Genomic DNA, 17,936 nt, shown 5'->3' with positions numbered 1-17,936 from the left:
GTTAGGCCTGCCGCCAGCGTTCGTTCTGAGCCAGGATCAAACTCTCAAGTTGAAAGCATCTTGCGACGCTGTCCTTGACGTTCGAACCTCTGCACATCACCACTTGGCCTTACTGAAACCAAATGGCGTTTTCTCTGTTTGTTGTGCTTTCAGTTAACAAAGTTAACCAAGAGCCACTCAAACAGTGAAGCTGACACTCTATCATCGAACCGAAGTCCTAAGAGCGTTGATATACAGACGTCTGATCCATCGAACTGAACCAAACCGCCCACATATCTCTTCAGATATATCAATTTCAAAAAGCGTAGAGACAAAAACTCACAAGATGCGCCCTGACTTCTTGGCGCGCCCCGCCTGTAATACCTCAATGTTATCTCGTCGCCAGCACAACCATCCCTCCGCGTCTCCGCTTCCGTCTGGCCCGTCCGGCGCACCCTAGAGCGTCTCTGCTCGTCCGGTAAGGGGGGTTCTAAGGTTAGTGGCTGGGGGCCGCAACCCTTTTCTTAGCGAAACATGCATTTTTTATGACATCGTTAAATAATTGAACATTTTGAATGACTTAAAGCCATTTTGTCCCGTCAACATCACGCCTTGCCGCAATTTCTCTGGGCAGAATGGAAACGGAACATACCAGATTTTGGGTTATCCACAGCTTCATCCACAAGTCCCGGCAAGACTCACGGTGAACCACCGCCAAACTACGCCATGAATCGGTAACGCGACCACCCCATACAGGGGAATCGGGGCGATGGTTCGGTCGCATTTTCCGCACCAGCCGCAAAAAAAACCCGCCGCAGTTCTGCGCCGGGTTTCTGAACTTCCGACCGTTGCGGCGATTCACACAGCCTGCCGTCGCCATCCAATGCTGGTATAACGGGTCGCGACCAGCCCAAGAATGACGATCAAATAGATGATCGGTTCAATCTGAAAGCCTTTGACCAGCCACAGATAGTGTACGCCCCCCAGGATCGCCGCCGGATAGGTCAGTTTGTGCAATTTACGCCACCGGGCCGCGCCCAGTCGCCGCACTGACAGATTGTTCGATGTGGCCGCCAGCGGGATCAGCAGCACAAAGGCCACCATGCCTACCGTCACATAGGGCCGCTTTACGATCTCCATCCAGACCCGCGCGAACGTCTGCACATCCAGAACCGCCCAGACAAGGAAATGCGCAAGGATCATGAAAAAGCTTGTTACGCCGATGGCACGCCGAAATTTGATCAGGTTCACCCCCGTCCATTTGCGCAACGGCGTCACCAAAAGACCCAGGATCAGCAGCTTCAGGCCCAGCGCCCCGTATTCACGTTCCAGCGCATTGATCGGCTCTACCCCCAGACCACCCGTTAGGCCCAGATAGAACAGCCAAACCACCCATGCGGCGATCCCTATGTATATAGTCCATGCCGGGACCTTGCGCAGGGCGCCGTTGATCGCTTGGGAAGGGGTCATGCCTTGTCTCCGAAAAAGTAGTGTATATCGTGCGGCCCGCGCCCAAGCCTCCGCCATGGTGTCTAGAAAAATTCCGACAGATCCATGCCCTCATAAAGCCCCGCCACTTCGGCGTAGCCATTGAACATCAGCGTATCCTGACGGCTGGCAAACAACCCGCCACCGATCTTGCGTTCTGTCGCCTGTGACCAGCGCGGGTGATCCACCTGCGGGTTCACATTGCTGTAAAAACCATACTCGCGGGCACTGACCTTGTTCCAGCTGGTCGGCGGCTCTTCGTCCGTCAAGGTGATGCGCACAATCGATTTGATCGACTTGAACCCATACTTCCACGGCACCACCAGACGGATCGGCGCGCCGGACTGGTTGGCAAGCGGTTCGTCATAGATGCCCGTCGCCATCAATGTCAGCGGATGCATCGCCTCGTCCAGACGCAGCCCCTCGACATATGGAAAATCCAGAACGCGGCGCTGCACGCCGACCATGTTTTCGGGCTGCACGACCGTTTCAAAGGCCACGTATTTTGCGCCCGACTGCACGCCCACCTTATTAAGGATATCGGCAAGCTCGATTCCGTTCCACGGCACCACCATCGACCACGCCTCGACACAGCGGAACCGATAGATGCGGTCCTCGACCGTCAAACCATCCAGCAAATCGGCCAGCCCGTAATCGCCGGGGTTATCAACCATGCCGTCCACCTTGATCGACCATGGCGATGTGACCAGCGCGCCCGCGTTCTGGGCGGGATCTGTCTTGCCAGTGCCAAATTCATAGAAGTTGTTGTAGCTGGTGATCTCTTCCAGCGTATTGGGCTCCAACGTCTGTGCCTGCGCCGCAGACCCCACAAGGCCGATGGCCCCCAGCCCTACCGTCCCGACCAATATCTGGCGGCGGTTCAGGAATGCGGATTTCGGTGTGATGTCCGCGCGTGTCAGGTCATTGCTCCAGCGATATGCCATTGGCCTCTCCATTCAATTCGTTGCCAGACATCATATAGAGGATAAGTATTGAAAGATGTCTCACGATGCCGCCAGATCAGTGAAATGATCCAAGATCATCCCGGTTCAATCACGGTTTGTCACACAACTGTGAATGGAAATCCCAAAACGCTGTGGCTTAGGCGCGGCGTGCAATTCGTCAAGTTGCATTGGCGGAAATCCCCGGTGATCCGGTTCTGACAGCGGCCGTATAAACTCTAGATGCCAACAAACGGCATCCCACACAAACTGGGAGACTACCAATGCTACGCAGAACATTTATCGCACTCGCAACAACAACCGCTCTGGCCTCAAGCGCCTTTGCCGCGGGCCACACCAAAGACATCGTTGACACAGCCATTGACGCGGGCACCTTCACAACGCTCGTCGCTGCCGTACAGGCCGCCGGTCTGGTCGACACCCTGAAAGGCGAAGGACCGTTTACCGTGTTCGCCCCCACAGACGAAGCCTTTGCCGCGCTGCCCGAAGGCACAGTCGAAAGCCTGCTGGCTGATCCAGAAGCCCTTGCCGCGATCCTGACCTACCACGTCATCGCGGGCAAAGTGATGTCCACTGATCTGACCAACGACATGATGGCGACGACCGTGAACGGTGCAGACGTCACAATCATGACCGAAGGCGGCGTGATGGTGAACGACGCCAACGTGGTCGCAGCAGACATCGAAGCATCGAACGGCGTGATCCACGTCATCGACAAAGTGATCCTGCCACCAAGCTAAATCCGACAAGCCAAAACGAACAAAGCCCCGGTCAATCGACCGGGGCTTTTTGTTTGTTTGGTCGGGTCAATCGGGAAGTCAGTTAACGACCCGCTGCGCCATGCTTTCATGCACCGCTTCCATGCCGCGGTTCGCCAGATCTGTCACCTCTGCCGCGTGGGTGTGCAATGCGGCCACGACCTGCGGATCATCGGACGTTTGTGTCACCACGATCCCGGCGTCCGTCACCTCAATATCAGTCACGATCGCCGCACCGCGCTCGAACAGAATATCAAGCGTCGGGCTTTGGATAAATATCTGCGGGTCGCGACCGTCTTCGACCCGGCCAATCATACCCGCCACGTGACTGACCAGCGCCGCCATCACCTCTTCGTTGTACGATGCCGTAACCGTGCGGATACCGTTGGGCAGATTGGTCACTTCGCGGGTGATGTTGGAAAAGTTGTTGAACATGATGGCAAGCTCGTCAGTCTCCTGCTGCGTCGCATCGACACCGCGCAGACCGGGCATATTCGCCATGTCATGCGCGCCGTGCATATGCGTTGTGTGGCCCGCAATCTGCGCAAACGCGCGCCCCCCACCCAAGGCGTAAACCGTCCCGGCCAGTGCCACAGCAATCACAGCACCCCAAATGACCAAGCGCCGGCGCGTGCTGCGCGGCTTGTTAAGTTCACTGTCAGACATAGGTCATTCATTCCTTGTATGGACCCGGCAGATCACGCTTTTAAGCAGACTATCCGCAATGAAACAAGGGGCGCCCGAAGGCGCCCCTTGTGATCAGTGCACCACCGCGTCAAACGGCGGTTGTCGGTTACTCGATGACACGCGGTCACCCACCAACAGCCCATCCGCCCCGGCGCTGACGTGGATCACGTCACCGTCAGCCACATCCCCCGCTAAGATCATCTCGGCCAACTGGTCTTGCAAGGACCGCTGGATAACACGCTTTAGCGGACGCGCGCCAAACACCGGATCATACCCTTCGTCAGCCAGCCATTTCAGCGCAGGCTCATCCAGATCAATGGTGATGTTGCGCCCGGCCAGCCGCTTGGCCAGCAACCGCAACTGGATCGTGACAATCGCCGCCATATCCTCGCGGGCCAGACGATCAAAGATGATCGTCTCGTCCAGACGGTTCAGGAACTCGGGCCGGAAATGCGCCCGGACCGCATCCATCACATCGCGCTTGGCCTGTGCCGGGTCCGCGCCATCGGGCAACTGACTCAGCGCTTGCGCCCCAAGGTTCGACGTCAGGATGATCAGCGTCTGCTTAAAGTCCACGGTCCGCCCCTGACCATCCGTCAGCACACCGTCATCCAGCACCTGCAGCAGCACGTTGAACACATCGGGATGCGCCTTTTCGACCTCGTCGAACAGGATCACCTGATAGGGGCGCCTGCGAATGGCCTCGGTCAGCACACCGCCTTCGTCATACCCAACATACCCCGGAGGCGCGCCGATCAGACGCGACACCGCGTGCTTTTCCATGAACTCGGACATGTCGACCCGCACCATCGCGTGTTCATCGTCGAACAGATATTCGGCCACGGCCTTGGTCAACTCGGTCTTGCCCACACCCGTTGGGCCAAGGAACAGGAACGACCCCAGCGGACGGTTTTCGTCGTTCAGACCCGCACGCGCACGGCGCACGGCATTGGCCACGGCACGCACGGCGGATTTCTGACCGATCACGCGCTTGCCCAACTCGTCTTCCATGCGCAGCAACTTGTCACGCTCGCCTTCCAGCATCTTGCTGGTCGGAATCCCCGTCCAACGCTCGACAACCTCGGCAATCTGCTCGGGGCGCACAGCCTCTTCGACCATCAGGTCTTCGTTGTTTTCGGCCTCGGCTAATTTGCGCTCCAATTGCGGGATCACGCCGTAAGACAGCTCTCCGGCCTTCGCCAGATTGCCTTCGCGCTTGGCGATATCCAGATCGGCGCGGGCACGGTCCAGCTTTTCCTTCAGATCGCGTGCACCTTCCATCTTGTCGCGCTCGGCCTGCCATTTCGCCGTCATTTCTGACGCACGCTCCTGCAGATCGCCCAACTCGCGCTCCAACTTCTCAAGCCGGTCTTTCGACGCCTTGTCGTCCTCTTTCTTCAACGCCTCGGCCTCGATCTGCTTTTGCAGAATGTCGCGGTCCAGCGCGTCAAGCGCCTCTGGCTTGCTATCCACTTCCATCCGCAAACGGCTGGCCGCCTCGTCCATCAGGTCGATGGCCTTGTCGGGCAGGAACCGATCCGTGATATAGCGATGCGACAGCGTTGCCGCAGCCACAAGTGCGGCATCACTGATCCGCACCCCATGGTGCAGTTCGTACTTTTCCTTGATCCCGCGCAGGATGCTGATCGTATCCTCGACGGTCGGCTCCTCGACCAGCAACGGCTGGAACCGGCGGGCAAGGGCTGCGTCCTTTTCGACATACTTGCGATATTCTACCAGCGTGGTGGCGCCGATACAGTGCAGTTCACCGCGCGCCAGCGCAGGTTTGATCAGATTGGCGGCATCCATCGCGCCTTCAGACGCGCCCGCACCGACAAGCGTGTGCAATTCGTCAATGAACAGAATGATTTCACCGGCAGCGGTTTCGATCTCTTTCAAAACCGCCTTCAGACGCTCCTCGAACTCACCGCGGTATTTCGCGCCGGCAATCAATGCCCCCATGTCCAGCGACATCAGCTTCTTGTTGCGCAATGATTCAGGCACATCGCCATTCACGATCCGCAGCGCCAAACCTTCGGCAATCGCCGTCTTACCCACACCGGGTTCACCGATCAGAACCGGGTTGTTCTTGGTCCGGCGTGACAATACCTGCATCGCGCGGCGGATTTCCTCGTCCCGGCCAATGATCGGGTCGATTTTGCCTTGCTCTGCGGCCTCCGTCAGATCACGGGCATATTTTTTCAGCGCGTCATAGCTGCCCTCGGCCGACGCACTGTCAGCGGTCCGGCCCTTGCGCACATCATTAATCGCCGCGTTCAGGTTCATCGCCGTGACGCCGCCGGCATCCAGCGCGTCCTTGGCCTTGGATTTCACGACGGCAAGCGCCGTCAGCAACCGCTCGACCGGGACAAAACTATCACCGGCTTTCTTTGCGATCTTTTCAGCCTCATCCATGACCTTGGCCGTTGTATTGTCGAGATACACTTGCCCCGTATCACCGCTAACCTGCGGGATCTTGGCAAGCGCCGCATCCACAGCCATCACAACGGCCTTTGGGTTCCCGCCCGCATGGCTGATCAGATTGGACGCAAGCCCCTCTTCATCATCCATCAACGCCTTCAGCAAATGCTCTGGCGCGAGCTTCTGGTGGTCTTCGCGCATGGCAATCGTCTGGGCGGCCTGAATAAAGCCGCGCGACCGCTCTGTGAACTTTTCAAGGTTCATGAATATCTCCTTTGTTAAGCGCCCACAGAATTTAGAATGCCTGACTTGGCAGCACATCCCTTGACCGGGCCTCGGTCCCTAAATGGGAAGCGTCGCCACAGTTGACAAGTTATCGCGTCACTTTCCTTTGATTTACGTCAATCCCATGGTCGAATTCCTGATTCTTCCTTGACCACCGCGAACGGCTGGGCCAATCCGCATAAAACCCCTGAAAGGAACGCCCATGATTGCATCTGATGACCGCCTGATCGTTGCGATGGACGTGCCCAATGTGGTGGCTGGCCTTGAACTGGCCCGCGTGCTGGGCGACAGCGTCAGCTTTTACAAGATCGGGCTTGGCATGCTCACCGGCGGTGGCCTCGCGCTCGCGAATGAACTCAAGCAGGAACATGGCAAACGTATTTTTCTGGACATGAAGTTCTTTGACATCGGTGCCACGGTCGAAGCTGCGGTGCGCGGCATCGCCCAATTCGATCTGGATTTCCTGACCGTGCACGGCGACCCACATGTCGTGCGCGCCGCCCGCGAAGGGGCCGGGGGTTCTGACATGAAAATCCTTGCGGTTACAATCCTGACCTCGCTGGACCGCGCCGATCTGGATGCCTCTTGTATCAAGCCCGGCAATATCGCGGATCTGGTACAGGAACGGGCGGGTATCGCGCTCATGAACGGTGCCGACGGTGTGATCGCATCCCCCCAAGAGGCGGCATTGATCCGCGCCCTGCCCGAAGCGGCAGGCAAGTTGATCGTCACCCCCGGCGTGCGGCCCGCCGGTGCCGCACTTGGCGACCAAAAGCGGGTGATGACCCCGGCCCAGGCGATTGCGAACGGGGCCGATCATGTGGTGGTCGGGCGCCCCATCTGGCAGGCCGAAAACCCACGCGCAGCCGCCCAAAGCATTATCGCCGAAATGGCCTCACCGCAGGCCCGGCGCCCCGACTAAGCGAAAGGATGGGGATAACCCCACCTTATTCATTAATGTCGGTATCCCAAATCTTGACCTGCCCGCTGCGCAGGCCAAAGTATTTGCGCATAAGGATATATGAAATCAGCGATAACACCGCAAAAATCACCAACGTCACTGCAAAACCGGCGGCCGACAAGCCAAACAGCAGCAGCACCCCCATCACCGCCGCACCCATGGCAAATCCAAGGAAAATGTACCCCGGCAGCAGGACCTCCAATGTGGCCAGGATCAGCGCCCCGGACATCCACACCCACCATTCTGTCCAAAGAGGCATATCAGCGTCCTTTCAGCATTTTGAAGGCGTCCCCAAACGCATCCAATGCGTTCGCAGGCAATACGATGGTCTGGTTCCCCGACCCGGCACCCAGTTTCTGCAGTGCTTCAACCTGCTTCAGCGCCACCTGATACTGCGCAGCCTCAAGCCCGTTTTCAGCAATCGCGACCGCGACAACCTGCGTCGCATACGCTTCGGCATCGGCCAGCACACGGCGCGCCTCTGATTCTTGCTTTGCGGCATAAAGATCAGCATCGGCCTGCAATTCGACGGCCCGTTTGCGGCCTTCCGCTTCTGTGACCGATGCACGGCGCGCGCGCTCTGCATTCAACTGCTGCAACATCGCGGCCCGCGTCGCCTGATCCAGATTTACATCCAAAATCTCGGCGCGGGTCACTTCGATACCCCAGTCATCGACCTGCTGGGCAACCTGTTCGCGAACGGCATCAATCAACGTGGCGCGGTTCGCTTGCACCTGATCCAGCTCCATCCGGCCAATTTCCGACCGGACAATGCCCGCCACCGTGGTTGAAATCGCCGCATCGACGTCGCGGATCCTGTAAACTGTCTTTTCGGGCTCAATGATACGGTAAAACACGCTCGTTTCGACCTGCACCAGCACGTTATCCGACGTAATCGCATCCTGCGTCATCGCAGGCAACTGGCGTTCCAACACCGAAACCTTGTGCCGCACCCGATCCAGAAACGGCACGATAAAGTTGATGCCAGGCCCAAGCACGGCGTGCAGCCGGCCCAATCGCTCAACCACATATTTCTCGGATTGCGGCACAATCCGCACACCTGCCATGATGCAGATGACGATAAACAGCGCCAGCAGCATATACAGTATATTTTGGCCCAAAAATTCAGCCAACAGGTCTTCGATACGCATTAATCTGTCCTTCATTGCTATGAAGAACAGATAGCCGGGCGTCAGATGGTTTTCAATGTATACTATCGCATACTATTGCTTTGGAACCGCGCGGCAACAGTCGCACCGATCGTCTCTGCGGTGGCCGGGCTCAGTGTCCAGCCCAGATGCCCGTGACCGGTATTATAGAAGACCCTATCTTTTTTGCCGGGGCCGACGCGGGGCATCATATTTGGCATCATCGGACGCAGACCGGCCCAGGGAATACAGTTCTCCGTGGACACCTCAGGAAAATGGGTTTCACACCATTTGACCAGCGGGCGAACCCGGCGCTCCAGAATGTCGCGGTTCTCGCCGTTGAACTCGGCAGTGCCGGCAATGCGCAGGCGGTTCTTGCCCAGACGCGACGACACGATCTTGGCCTTGTCATCCAACAACGATGTCGTCGGCGCAGCCGCTTGACTGGCCGCGTCATCCAGATTGACCGTGATCGAATACCCCTTCACCGGATAGACATTGACCCGATCCCCAAGCATCTGCGCGAATTTTCGGCTGGCAACACCCGCAGAAACAACCACCCCGTCAAAGCGCTCTTCATGGCCACATTCCACATAAACCCCATCCGGCTTGACATGCAGGTCCGTCACAGGCGCGCCCAGCTTGAACACGACCCCCTGCGCCTTCAGCCAATCAGCCAGACCCATGGTGAACTTATGAATATCACCGGTGCTGTCGCTTTCCGTCCAGAAACCACCAATAATATCACCACGCAGCGTGGGTTCGCGGGCCATCACCTCATCGACAGTCAACTCGTGTCGCTCCAGCCCGCCCTCGGCCAGCAAACCGTTGACCATGCGGGCATGCTTGAGATCTTTTTCAGCCTTATAGAAATGCAGGATACCCGCAGGGCTGAAATCAAAATCGACGCCCGATTTCTCGGCCATCTCGGCCAGACCGGCACGGGCGGCAACGGCCATCCCGGCTGTCTTGATGGTATTGGATTTGTACCGGGGAATATTCGCCAGGAATTCGGTCATCCAGCTGACCTTGTGCCAACCGGGACGCGGGTTCACGAACAACGGCGCATCGCCCTGCAGCATCCACTTGATGCCTTTTATGACAGTGGACCATTGGTTCCACACTTCCGCATTCGAGGCGCTCAGTTGCCCCCCATTGGCAAAACTGGTTTCCATCCCGGCATAGCGCTGACGGTCAAAAACCGTCACCTCAAATCCGCGCTCCATCAGGGAATACGCAGTGGTCACGCCGGTAATCCCGGCGCCAAGTACGGCAATAGTGGTCAAATTTCCTGCTCCGCCAAAGGTGCTGTTGCACCGCTGCCCCCACCGTCTGTTGTACCTGAGAGATTCACCGCAAACACGGCTTGCTCCTTCGGCGGGCCAATTGACCACTCTTCGGCGTATTGCACCCCAACCGGTCCGTTTGCCTGAGAGTGACCGGGGCGGTTGCTCCTTCGGCGACGGGCCTGACCGTTCTCTCCCGGTCGGCGTGTTTCCGATGCGAAACTTATGCCAGATTGTCGCAGCACGCAATCCAATTCATCGCCGCGTTCTCCTGTTTCTTCCGAGGTCAAATATCCCCGCCGGAGGCATGGATTTTTCGAAAAAAAATCCAACAGTCCGATATCAACCACCGGAAACCCGCATCTCGGAAACCCGCTGCAAGCAAATAGCACAACGCCGATCATTCAGATACGATACCCCCATGCAAGCCCTGTGCCGCGACTGCCTCATGACCTCTGACAGCGAAACCCGCTGCCCGCACTGCCGCAGTCCACGGGTGACACGGCACCCGGAACTATTCGCCCTCTCCATTGCCCATATGGACTGCGATGCCTTCTACGCGTCCGTGGAAAAGCGCGACAATCCGGCGCTTGCCGATAAACCCGTCATCATCGGCGGCGGCAGACGCGGCGTGGTGTCAACTGCCTGCTACGTGGCGCGAATCAAAGGCGTCAAATCCGCGATGCCGATGTTTCAGGCCCTGAAACTCTGCCCCGAAGCGGTCGTCGTGCGGCCCCGCTTCGATGCCTACGTCGCGGCCTCCCGGGCGATCCGGGCCATGATGGACGAACTGACCCCCGTCGTCGAACCCCTGTCTCTGGACGAGGCGTTCATGGATTTGTCCGGCACCGCCCGCCTTCACCATGCGCCACCCGCAGTGATGCTGGCGCGGCTGATCAAACGGATGAAAGATGAATTGGGCCTGTCTGGCTCCATCGGCCTGTCACACAATAAATTCCTCGCAAAGGTGGCGTCCGATCTCGACAAACCCCGTGGTTTTTCGATCATCGGCAAGGCCGAAACAACAGCGTTCCTCCGCCCCCGCTCCGTGCGCCTGATCTGGGGCATTGGCCCCGCCGCCCAGACCAGCCTGAACGACGCTGGCATACGCACGTTCGATGACCTGCTGCGCTGGGACCGGCGCGACCTGCAGGACCGGTTCGGCAGCATGGGCGAACGGCTCTACAGCTTGGCCAGGGGCGAAGACGGGCGCCGCATTCAGGTCAATGCCCCGGTCAAGACGCTGTCCAATGAAACGACGTTCAACGAAGATACCAACGATACCGACATCCTCGACGGCCACATCTGGCGCATGGCCGAAAAGGTCAGCGCACGGGCCAAAGCCAATGACAAGGCAGGGCGGGTCGTGACTCTGAAACTCAAATCATCGGCATTCAAACAGATCTCCAAACGGCAGTCCCTGCGGCACCCGACGCAATTGGCCGATACGATCTACCGCACCGCGCGGGGACTGTTCGATCAGGCTGGCGATCAGGGCCCCTACCGGCTGCTCGGCGTTGGCCTGTCCGATATCACATCCGCGCAGGGCGCAGATCGCGAAGCCGACCTGCTCGACCCCGGCGCGGACCAGCGGGCCAAGGCCGAAAAGGCCGCCGACCAAATCCGACAGAAGTTCGGCGCCGATGCAATCATCAAAGGGCGCGCCCTGCGTTGACCCGTAAGGTGGATCAAGATCCACCCTACTCTGCGGCCACACGCTGATCCCTCACGCGCCCAATATCAGCCAGCGCCGCAATCACACCATCCAACACCGCCTTGAACCCCGCAAAATCGTCATTCGGCTCCAACGTCCGCTCGTCCATGTAAACCGCGCGATCAATCTCGATCTGTATCGCATGCTGCCCACGCGACGGGCGGCCATAGTGCTGCGTGATATAGGCCCCGGCAAACGGCATGTTACGCGCGACCCGCAGCCCCGCATTGGCAAACGCCGCCTCGACTTGCTCTACAACCGCGCCAGCCGCCGCCGCGCCAAACCGGTCCCCCAACACCACATCGGGCCGCAAGGCACCGGGCGAACCGGCGTGCTCCAACGCTTCATGGGGCATCGAATGACAATCCATCAGGATCGCCTCGCCAAATGCGTTGTTGCTCTCATCCAGCAAGGTCTGCAACTGATCGTGATAGGGCCGCCACCATCCCGCAATCCGCTGATGCGCCTCGGCTAGGGTCAACTTGCCGCGATAGATCTGGCGCCCATTGGCAACCACGCGGGGAATCACCCCCAGCCCGCTTGTCACGCGCGGATTATGCGGATTGCGCCGAACCCCTTCGATCAACGCCGGGTCAAGCTCATCCGGCCCCCGGTTCAGATCCAGATAGGCGCGCGGTGCCGTCGCTGTCAAAAACGGGGCGCCATGGTCCGGCGCCGCCGCAAACAGCACATCGACAAAAGCATCCTCGGACGACCGGATTTCCCGCGCATCCAGAACACTGCGCGCCAGAAAGGCGGCAGAATAGTCCCGACCACTATGCGGCGATGCAAACACAACACTTGTGCTGCGGCTGGCCGGACGGACAAGATGATATGCAGACTGTGACAAACAGCACTCCTCTGTTGCATAAGATAGCCTGAAATTTGATTTTTCCAAAAGCCCTTGATCCTCCTTCCGACTCCTTTTATAGACCGCACACCTGACGCGGTTGGCCCCGCGTCCTATTTCGTTATAGGACGCAAGGCAGGCGCAACGGAATATGGATGATTAGCTCAGCGGTAGAGCACTTCGTTGACATCGAAGGGGTCACTGGTTCGATCCCAGTATCGTCCACCATGAATTCACGGACCTTTTGGGGTCCTAACTTTAACCCAAGGCGCAATCCGCGCGCCGCGACAAGAAGGAAACGACCCAATGAAGGTACGTAACTCCCTCCGCTCGCTCAAGCAGCGTCATCGCGATTGCCGCGTCGTGCGCCGTAAGGGCCGCGTCTATGTAATCAACAAGACGCAGCGTCGGTTCAAAGCCCGTCAGGGCTAAACCCGACCAAAGCAGCAAACCAAAAGTGAAAGCCCGCATGGCAACGTGCGGGCTTACACTTTTCTTTTGCTGATTGAATACGCAATCAAACCGCACCCCCCCCGCGATGACACGCATGTCTGGTTCCGGCTCTGGGCGTCGATCCTCTCCGGATGGCACCAAACCGCAGGCCATGCTCTGCCAAAGGAACAGCGCGTCTCGGACTGTCCCTTGGGCAGACATCATATTGACTTCCCAGGCGATGACGATATTGGCCTAACATGTTAGACAGATTGCTTTTTCTCCCGGCAAGGTTCCGGTCTGATGTGGCCCGCAAGGCCGCTTGGCGCCGCTACCACAGGGACGCCGATCGCGGCTATCCACTTGCGCGCAGGCTGTTCAGAACGCGCCACACCTATGATCTGAACCTGCAATGCCCCCGGACACATAGCGAACGCACCAACGCACGCAAGCTATTCGATCACAACCCGATTTTTAGCGAAATGACCGACAAATACCGGGCCCGCGCCTATATAGACAGGATACTGGGTGCGGGAACTTCGGACAGACTGATGGTGCCGATCCTCGCCTATACAACCTCCTTCGACGACCTTCCGGCTGATATCTGGCAGAAGGATGTAATCGTAAAATGTACCCATGGCAGCGGTATGAATTGTGTCGTTCCTGCCGGCGACCTGCGCGCGCGAAAACAGGCACGGCGCAAGATCAATCGCTGGCTCACCAAGATCCACGGAGCACGCAAATCGGAATGGTGTTACTTTGACCTGACGCCGGGCCTGATCGTCGAGCCGCTCATCCCGGCGATACGCGACCTCAAACTCTTTTTCTATGATGGCGAATTGCGCTTCATCATGCCCGAGAACAATCTTGGCAAAATCCCGGCGATTTCCATATACACGCCAAACTGGCAGCGCTTGCCGTATGAATTTCGCAACTTCGATACCGCAGAGTGCGCCCGGCCCGATCACCTCGACGCGATCATTGAAATCGCGGATCACCTTGCGGCCCGATTTGACATGATACGTGTCGATTTTCTGCTGACCCATGACCGTTTCTACATTGGCGAACTGACGATGTATGATGGCAGCGGGTTGGTGGCATTTTCAAACTACGACGACGATCTCGCTTTTGCGCGCTTTTGGCGCCAACCACACTTGGGTTTCGATCAGAAAGACTGAAACGCCGGGGGCTCTTTCCTTGCATGCCCGCATCAAAGCTCGGGCTGGCATCATGGGGGACATTGTTGCAGGAACGGCCCACAGCCCGCACAACGGCCCGGCAGGCCCATGGGGATTGGGCCCGCCGTCCGGGGTATCACGCGCCCTTATCGGCCAAACGTATCGGCCAGCAGGCGGGCCAGCGTCGGCTGGTTCAGGTATCCGGTCCCCGGCAGGCTGCTGCGGACCTGATAGTCGGCAATGGCACGGCGGGTGTCACTGTCGAACCGGCCATCGACCCGCCCCGGATTAAAGCCAAGCTGATCCAGACGGCTTTCAATCAGCCGCGCCAGCACCGGATTGATATTTAGCGCCTCTTCCTCCGCACGGGCAAGGTTGCTGCCCCGCGATTGCCCCAATTGGTTGCTGGCCTCCTCGGCGAAAATACCCGTCGGATAGCGATCAAGGTAGGCGCGATAGCCGGCCTCATCGCCACGCGCCCCGGTTTCCTCCCAAAACGCGCGGTCCAAACGTTCGGCTTCTGCACGTGCGCGCTCTTCTTCTGCCGCGATCTCGGCGGCGCGGCGGCTGGCCTGCCCATCAATCCGGCTGATCTGCTCGGCTGTCAGGAACGATGTCTGGTTGAACCCGTTGGTTTGCTGCCAATTGCGGATCGCGCTGCGGCTGCCGGGGCCGAATATCCCGTCCACGCCGCGGGTATTGTAATCCAGCAGCGTCAGGTTCTCTTGGATCGCCCGCCGTTCGCTCCGGCTAAGGTTCAGCGCGTCTTCGGCCAGTTGGTCCATGCGCACCGGATCATTTTCGATCTCATCCAGACGCCTGCGGGCTTCTGCGGCATACGGGCTGTTGGGATACTGAAACAAGAAGTTGCGATAGCTGTCTGCCGTGTTCGCGGCCTGCGCGGCGGTCCAGAATGACAATGTCGGGTCGCTGATCGGGCGCGGTGCCGGCGCAGCGTCACCCGCCTGCGGCTGCATCACCAGCCGCTGCGGCGCATAGCCCACAGCCGTCAACCGCCTGTTATCACGTACAAATGCCATCACATCGCCACCGGCCCGCGTCACCGCGTCCGACAGCACATCATCGGCGACATTGGGCGCCCCGATCAAAACGGTCACCCCTTGCGGGACATCAAGATCACCCAGCCCCTCGCGCAGGTACGTATCAAGCGTATCATCGGCACCTGTATCAAGGCCCAGAATCAAAACCGATTGCCCCGGCGTCTTGGCCAGCACCGCCATGATGCTGTCCAACGACACGGCAGTGCCGCCCATGCCAAACAGCGTCGGACTGTCCGCGTCGGCAGACAGGAACCACGCGCGGCCTCCATCGGTCACAAATCGCCCCGAAAGACCCACCACCAACCGATCAGCATTTTCCGCCTCGGTCGTGAAGTCAGCCAGTGACCGCGCCATGTCGCGGGCAGATCCGTTGGTCAGCGCCAGCACCGTATACCCCGCATCCCGCAGGTCATCATCGGCCCGCGTCACATCCGTGCCGCCCGACACCCGGCTCAGGTCCCGATACCGCTCTACACCTATCAAAAGGGCCGCATCATCGGCAACCGCAGGCAGCGCCATGGCCGCCAAAGCCGCCGTTAATATCAGTTTACGCATTGCGTATCTCCTTTAATTCTTACGTCTCATAGCTCCGGCGATCCTCAATCACGAGGCCATCGCGCGGCAGCGTTCCGGGGGCGCAACATTGCACATCACCCTTCAGTTTCAGCACATCCTGCACCGCAGTCCCGATCACGGCAGGGTCCAGCCCCGTGCCCTCCACCTGCACCGTCATCGTATCGGCGTCACCGATGCGATCGGCAACCACCCGGGCGCGCGTCACACCGTCCAGCTTGGCAACCAACGCGGCCACCTGCTCGGGGCGGACAAACATGCCCTTGATCTTGGTCGTCTGATCGGCGCGGCCCATCCAGCCCTTGATGCGCAAATTGGTGCGCCCGCACGGGCTTTGCCCCGGCATCACCGCGCTTAAATCACCCGTGGCAAAGCGGATCAGCGGATAATCGGGGTTCAGCGATGTAACCACCACCTCGCCGACCTCGCCGGGTTCCACGGGATCGCCAGTGCCGGGGGTGACGATCTCAAGGATCACCCCTTCGTCAACGATCATGCCCTCACCGGGGATAGTTTCATACGCAATATGCCCCAGATCAGCCGTGGCATAGCATTGCAGACAATTGATCCCGCGGTCCGCATAATACTGGCGCAACTGCCCGAACAGCGCGCCGCCTGACACGGCCGCCTTGGCGATCTGTAACGTCACGCCCATCTCATCGGCCTTTTCCAGAATAACCTTCAGGTAATCCGGCGTGCCCGCATAGGCGGTGGTGCCTATATCTGCCGCCGCATGCACTTGCAGTTCGGTCTGGCCCGTGCCCGCGGGCAGAACCGATGCCCCGACTGCGCGCGCACCATTCTCAAACATCATGCCGGCGGGCGTCAAATGATAGCCAAAACAGTTCTGCACGATATCGCCCTTGCCAATCCCGCAAGCATGCAAAAACCGGCCAAAGCGCCACCAGTCGTGGCTGGTGCCACCCGGCTCGTAGATCGGGCCGGGGGATTGAAAGAAATGCGCAGGATGCGCCACCGACATGCCAGCCAACGGCGGATGCGCCTTCTGTCGCGCGCTCAGCTCTGACTTGCGCAGCACTGGCAGCTTGGCCAGATCAGCCAGCGATATGATCTCAACGTCCGGCAACGCGGACGCAACGGTCGACCGCACCCGCAACAACTGCTTTTGCAACAGTCCCAGCTGGGTCGCTTCGCGCATGTCGGGCGTGCGTGTTTCAAGATCGTCAAAGTTGATTTTCATCGCGGTCTCCTGTCCTGTATCTTCATCATGACGATACGGACAAGGAACGATAGGCCCGGCACGCCGTGCTATTCAATAACGTCGCCTAAACTTGTGACCTACCTCCGGTATGCGCCCCTATGCCAGCCACCGCTTGCGCCGCCGATAGCTGCGCACATCGCGAAACGATTTGCGGCCCTCATCCGACATCCCCAGATAGAATTCCTTTACATCCGGGTTCTCGCGCAATTCCGCCGCCGGGCCTTCCATCACGACACGGCCGCTTTCCAGAATATACCCCTGATGGGCAAAACGCAGCGCGACATTGGTATTTTGCTCTGCCAGCAGAAACGACACACCCTCGCGTTCGTTCAGGTCCTTCACAATCGTGAAAATCTCTTCGACCAACTGCGGTGCCAAACCCATCGAAGGCTCGTCCAGCAAAATCGTCTCGGGGCGCGACATCAGGGCGCGACCAATCGCACACATCTGCTGTTCCCCACCCGACGTGTAGCCCGCCTGACTTTTGCGTCGCTCGCGCAAACGGGGAAAATAATTATACACCAATTCAAGATCGGCACTGACTGCACCACTGCCATCACGGCGGGTATAGGCGCCGGTCATCAGGTTTTCCTCAATCGTCAAATGCTCAAAACAGTGACGGCCTTCCATCACCTGAATAACGCCCTTTTTGACCAATTCCGACGGCGATGAATTCGCGACCGCCTCGCCGCGATAGGTAATCGTGCCTTTGGTCACCTCTCCGCGTTCCGATTGCAGCAGGTTCGAAATCGCCTTGAGCGTCGTCGTCTTGCCCGCACCATTGCCACCCAACAGCGCGGTGATCCCGCCCTTGGGCACCTTCAACGACACGCCCTTCAGCACAAGGATCACGTGATTATAGATCACCTCGATATTATTGACCTCCAGCAGGGTCTCGGTCTTGGGGGCGTCCAGCATTGGCAGGTCTCCT

16 protein-coding genes, 1 tRNA gene and 1 riboswitch are annotated in these 17,936 nt (G+C 58.8%); of the genes, 6 read left to right on the top strand and 11 right to left on the bottom strand.

All coding sequences use genetic code 11. From position 1 onward, the window contains the following. Window positions 1-837: 837 nt before the first annotated feature. Window positions 838-1,449, bottom strand: coding sequence for a protein-methionine-sulfoxide reductase heme-binding subunit MsrQ (msrQ, locus tag QZ196_RS12955; RefSeq protein WP_296427055.1), 612 nt, complete (start codon window positions 1,447-1,449; stop codon window positions 838-840). 62 nt (window positions 1,450-1,511) lie between these two features. Next, window positions 1,512-2,411: a protein-methionine-sulfoxide reductase catalytic subunit MsrP gene (gene msrP, locus QZ196_RS12950; RefSeq protein ID WP_296427053.1), complete on the bottom strand. Its 900-nt coding sequence runs from the start codon at window positions 2,409-2,411 to the stop codon at window positions 1,512-1,514. Between the two features lie 281 nt (window positions 2,412-2,692). Here msrP and QZ196_RS12945 point away from each other — a divergent pair, with 281 nt between their 5' ends. After that, entirely contained in the window at window positions 2,693-3,169 is a 477-nt protein-coding gene (locus QZ196_RS12945; protein WP_296427051.1) for a fasciclin domain-containing protein, read from the top strand. A gap of 78 nt (window positions 3,170-3,247) precedes the next feature. On the opposite strand, the gene QZ196_RS12940 is transcribed toward QZ196_RS12945, so the two are convergent. Both QZ196_RS12940 and clpB read right to left on the bottom strand, forming a co-directional pair. Then, entirely contained in the window at window positions 3,248-3,853 is a 606-nt protein-coding gene (locus tag QZ196_RS12940; RefSeq protein WP_296427048.1) for a hypothetical protein, read from the bottom strand. Window positions 3,854-3,946: 93 nt separating this feature from the next. Next, window positions 3,947-6,559, bottom strand: coding sequence for an ATP-dependent chaperone ClpB (clpB, locus tag QZ196_RS12935; protein ID WP_296427045.1), 2,613 nt, complete (start codon window positions 6,557-6,559; stop codon window positions 3,947-3,949). A 223-nt stretch (window positions 6,560-6,782) separates the two neighbouring features. Here clpB and pyrF point away from each other — a divergent pair, with 223 nt between their 5' ends. Further along, window positions 6,783-7,502 (top strand): orotidine-5'-phosphate decarboxylase, encoded by a 720-nt coding sequence (gene pyrF / locus QZ196_RS12930; RefSeq protein ID WP_296427041.1) that lies wholly within the window; start codon window positions 6,783-6,785, stop codon window positions 7,500-7,502. A 25-nt stretch (window positions 7,503-7,527) separates the two neighbouring features. On the opposite strand, the gene QZ196_RS12925 is transcribed toward pyrF, so the two are convergent. The 3 genes from QZ196_RS12925 to QZ196_RS12915 all read right to left on the bottom strand — a co-directional run bounded on the left by QZ196_RS12925 (window position 7,528) and on the right by QZ196_RS12915 (window position 9,975). Next, on the bottom strand, window positions 7,528-7,800 hold the full coding sequence (locus tag QZ196_RS12925; protein WP_296427038.1) for a hypothetical protein: 273 nt from the start codon (window positions 7,798-7,800) through the stop codon (window positions 7,528-7,530). 1 nt (window position 7,801) lies between these two features. Continuing rightward, window positions 7,802-8,692 (bottom strand): SPFH domain-containing protein, encoded by an 891-nt coding sequence (locus tag QZ196_RS12920; protein WP_296427036.1) that lies wholly within the window; start codon window positions 8,690-8,692, stop codon window positions 7,802-7,804. A 62-nt stretch (window positions 8,693-8,754) separates the two neighbouring features. Continuing rightward, on the bottom strand, window positions 8,755-9,975 hold the full coding sequence (locus QZ196_RS12915; RefSeq protein WP_296427034.1) for a D-amino acid dehydrogenase: 1,221 nt from the start codon (window positions 9,973-9,975) through the stop codon (window positions 8,755-8,757). A gap of 121 nt (window positions 9,976-10,096) precedes the next feature. Continuing rightward, window positions 10,097-10,184, bottom strand: a riboswitch (glycine riboswitch). A gap of 212 nt (window positions 10,185-10,396) precedes the next feature. Between QZ196_RS12915 and QZ196_RS12910 the strand changes: the two genes are divergently transcribed. After that, window positions 10,397-11,650, top strand: coding sequence for a DNA polymerase IV (locus QZ196_RS12910; protein WP_296427033.1), 1,254 nt, complete (start codon window positions 10,397-10,399; stop codon window positions 11,648-11,650). Window positions 11,651-11,675: 25 nt separating this feature from the next. On the opposite strand, the gene QZ196_RS12905 is transcribed toward QZ196_RS12910, so the two are convergent. Next, window positions 11,676-12,539, bottom strand: coding sequence for an N-formylglutamate amidohydrolase (locus QZ196_RS12905; protein WP_296427032.1), 864 nt, complete (start codon window positions 12,537-12,539; stop codon window positions 11,676-11,678). A gap of 153 nt (window positions 12,540-12,692) precedes the next feature. Between QZ196_RS12905 and QZ196_RS12900 the strand changes: the two genes are divergently transcribed. The 3 genes from QZ196_RS12900 to QZ196_RS12890 all read left to right on the top strand — a co-directional run bounded on the left by QZ196_RS12900 (window position 12,693) and on the right by QZ196_RS12890 (window position 14,149). Next, a tRNA-Val gene (locus tag QZ196_RS12900) sits at window positions 12,693-12,767 on the top strand. 78 nt (window positions 12,768-12,845) lie between these two features. Then, window positions 12,846-12,971, top strand: coding sequence for a type B 50S ribosomal protein L36 (gene ykgO / locus QZ196_RS12895; protein WP_010141322.1), 126 nt, complete (start codon window positions 12,846-12,848; stop codon window positions 12,969-12,971). 260 nt (window positions 12,972-13,231) lie between these two features. Then, window positions 13,232-14,149, top strand: coding sequence for an ATP-grasp fold amidoligase family protein (locus QZ196_RS12890; protein ID WP_296427029.1), 918 nt, complete (start codon window positions 13,232-13,234; stop codon window positions 14,147-14,149). Window positions 14,150-14,295: 146 nt separating this feature from the next. Here QZ196_RS12890 and QZ196_RS12885 read toward each other — a convergent pair whose 3' ends face one another. The 3 genes from QZ196_RS12885 to QZ196_RS12875 all read right to left on the bottom strand — a co-directional run bounded on the left by QZ196_RS12885 (window position 14,296) and on the right by QZ196_RS12875 (window position 17,923). Beyond that, on the bottom strand, window positions 14,296-15,765 hold the full coding sequence (locus QZ196_RS12885; protein WP_296427026.1) for a peptidoglycan-binding protein: 1,470 nt from the start codon (window positions 15,763-15,765) through the stop codon (window positions 14,296-14,298). 19 nt (window positions 15,766-15,784) lie between these two features. After that, window positions 15,785-16,984, bottom strand: a complete 1,200-nt coding sequence (locus QZ196_RS12880) for a phenylacetate--CoA ligase family protein (protein WP_296427023.1) — start codon at window positions 16,982-16,984, stop codon at window positions 15,785-15,787. Window positions 16,985-17,101: 117 nt separating this feature from the next. Then, the gene (locus QZ196_RS12875; RefSeq protein WP_296427019.1) at window positions 17,102-17,923 is read right to left on the bottom strand and encodes an ABC transporter ATP-binding protein; all 822 of its coding nucleotides are present in this window, start codon (window positions 17,921-17,923) and stop codon (window positions 17,102-17,104) included. Window positions 17,924-17,936: the final 13 nt, after the last annotated feature.

The sequence above is a fragment of the Yoonia sp. genome (assembly GCF_017854565.1).
In the GTDB taxonomy this organism is placed as follows: Bacteria; Pseudomonadota; Alphaproteobacteria; order Rhodobacterales; family Rhodobacteraceae; genus Yoonia.
This window is presented reverse-complemented; position numbering and strand designations above follow the sequence as displayed.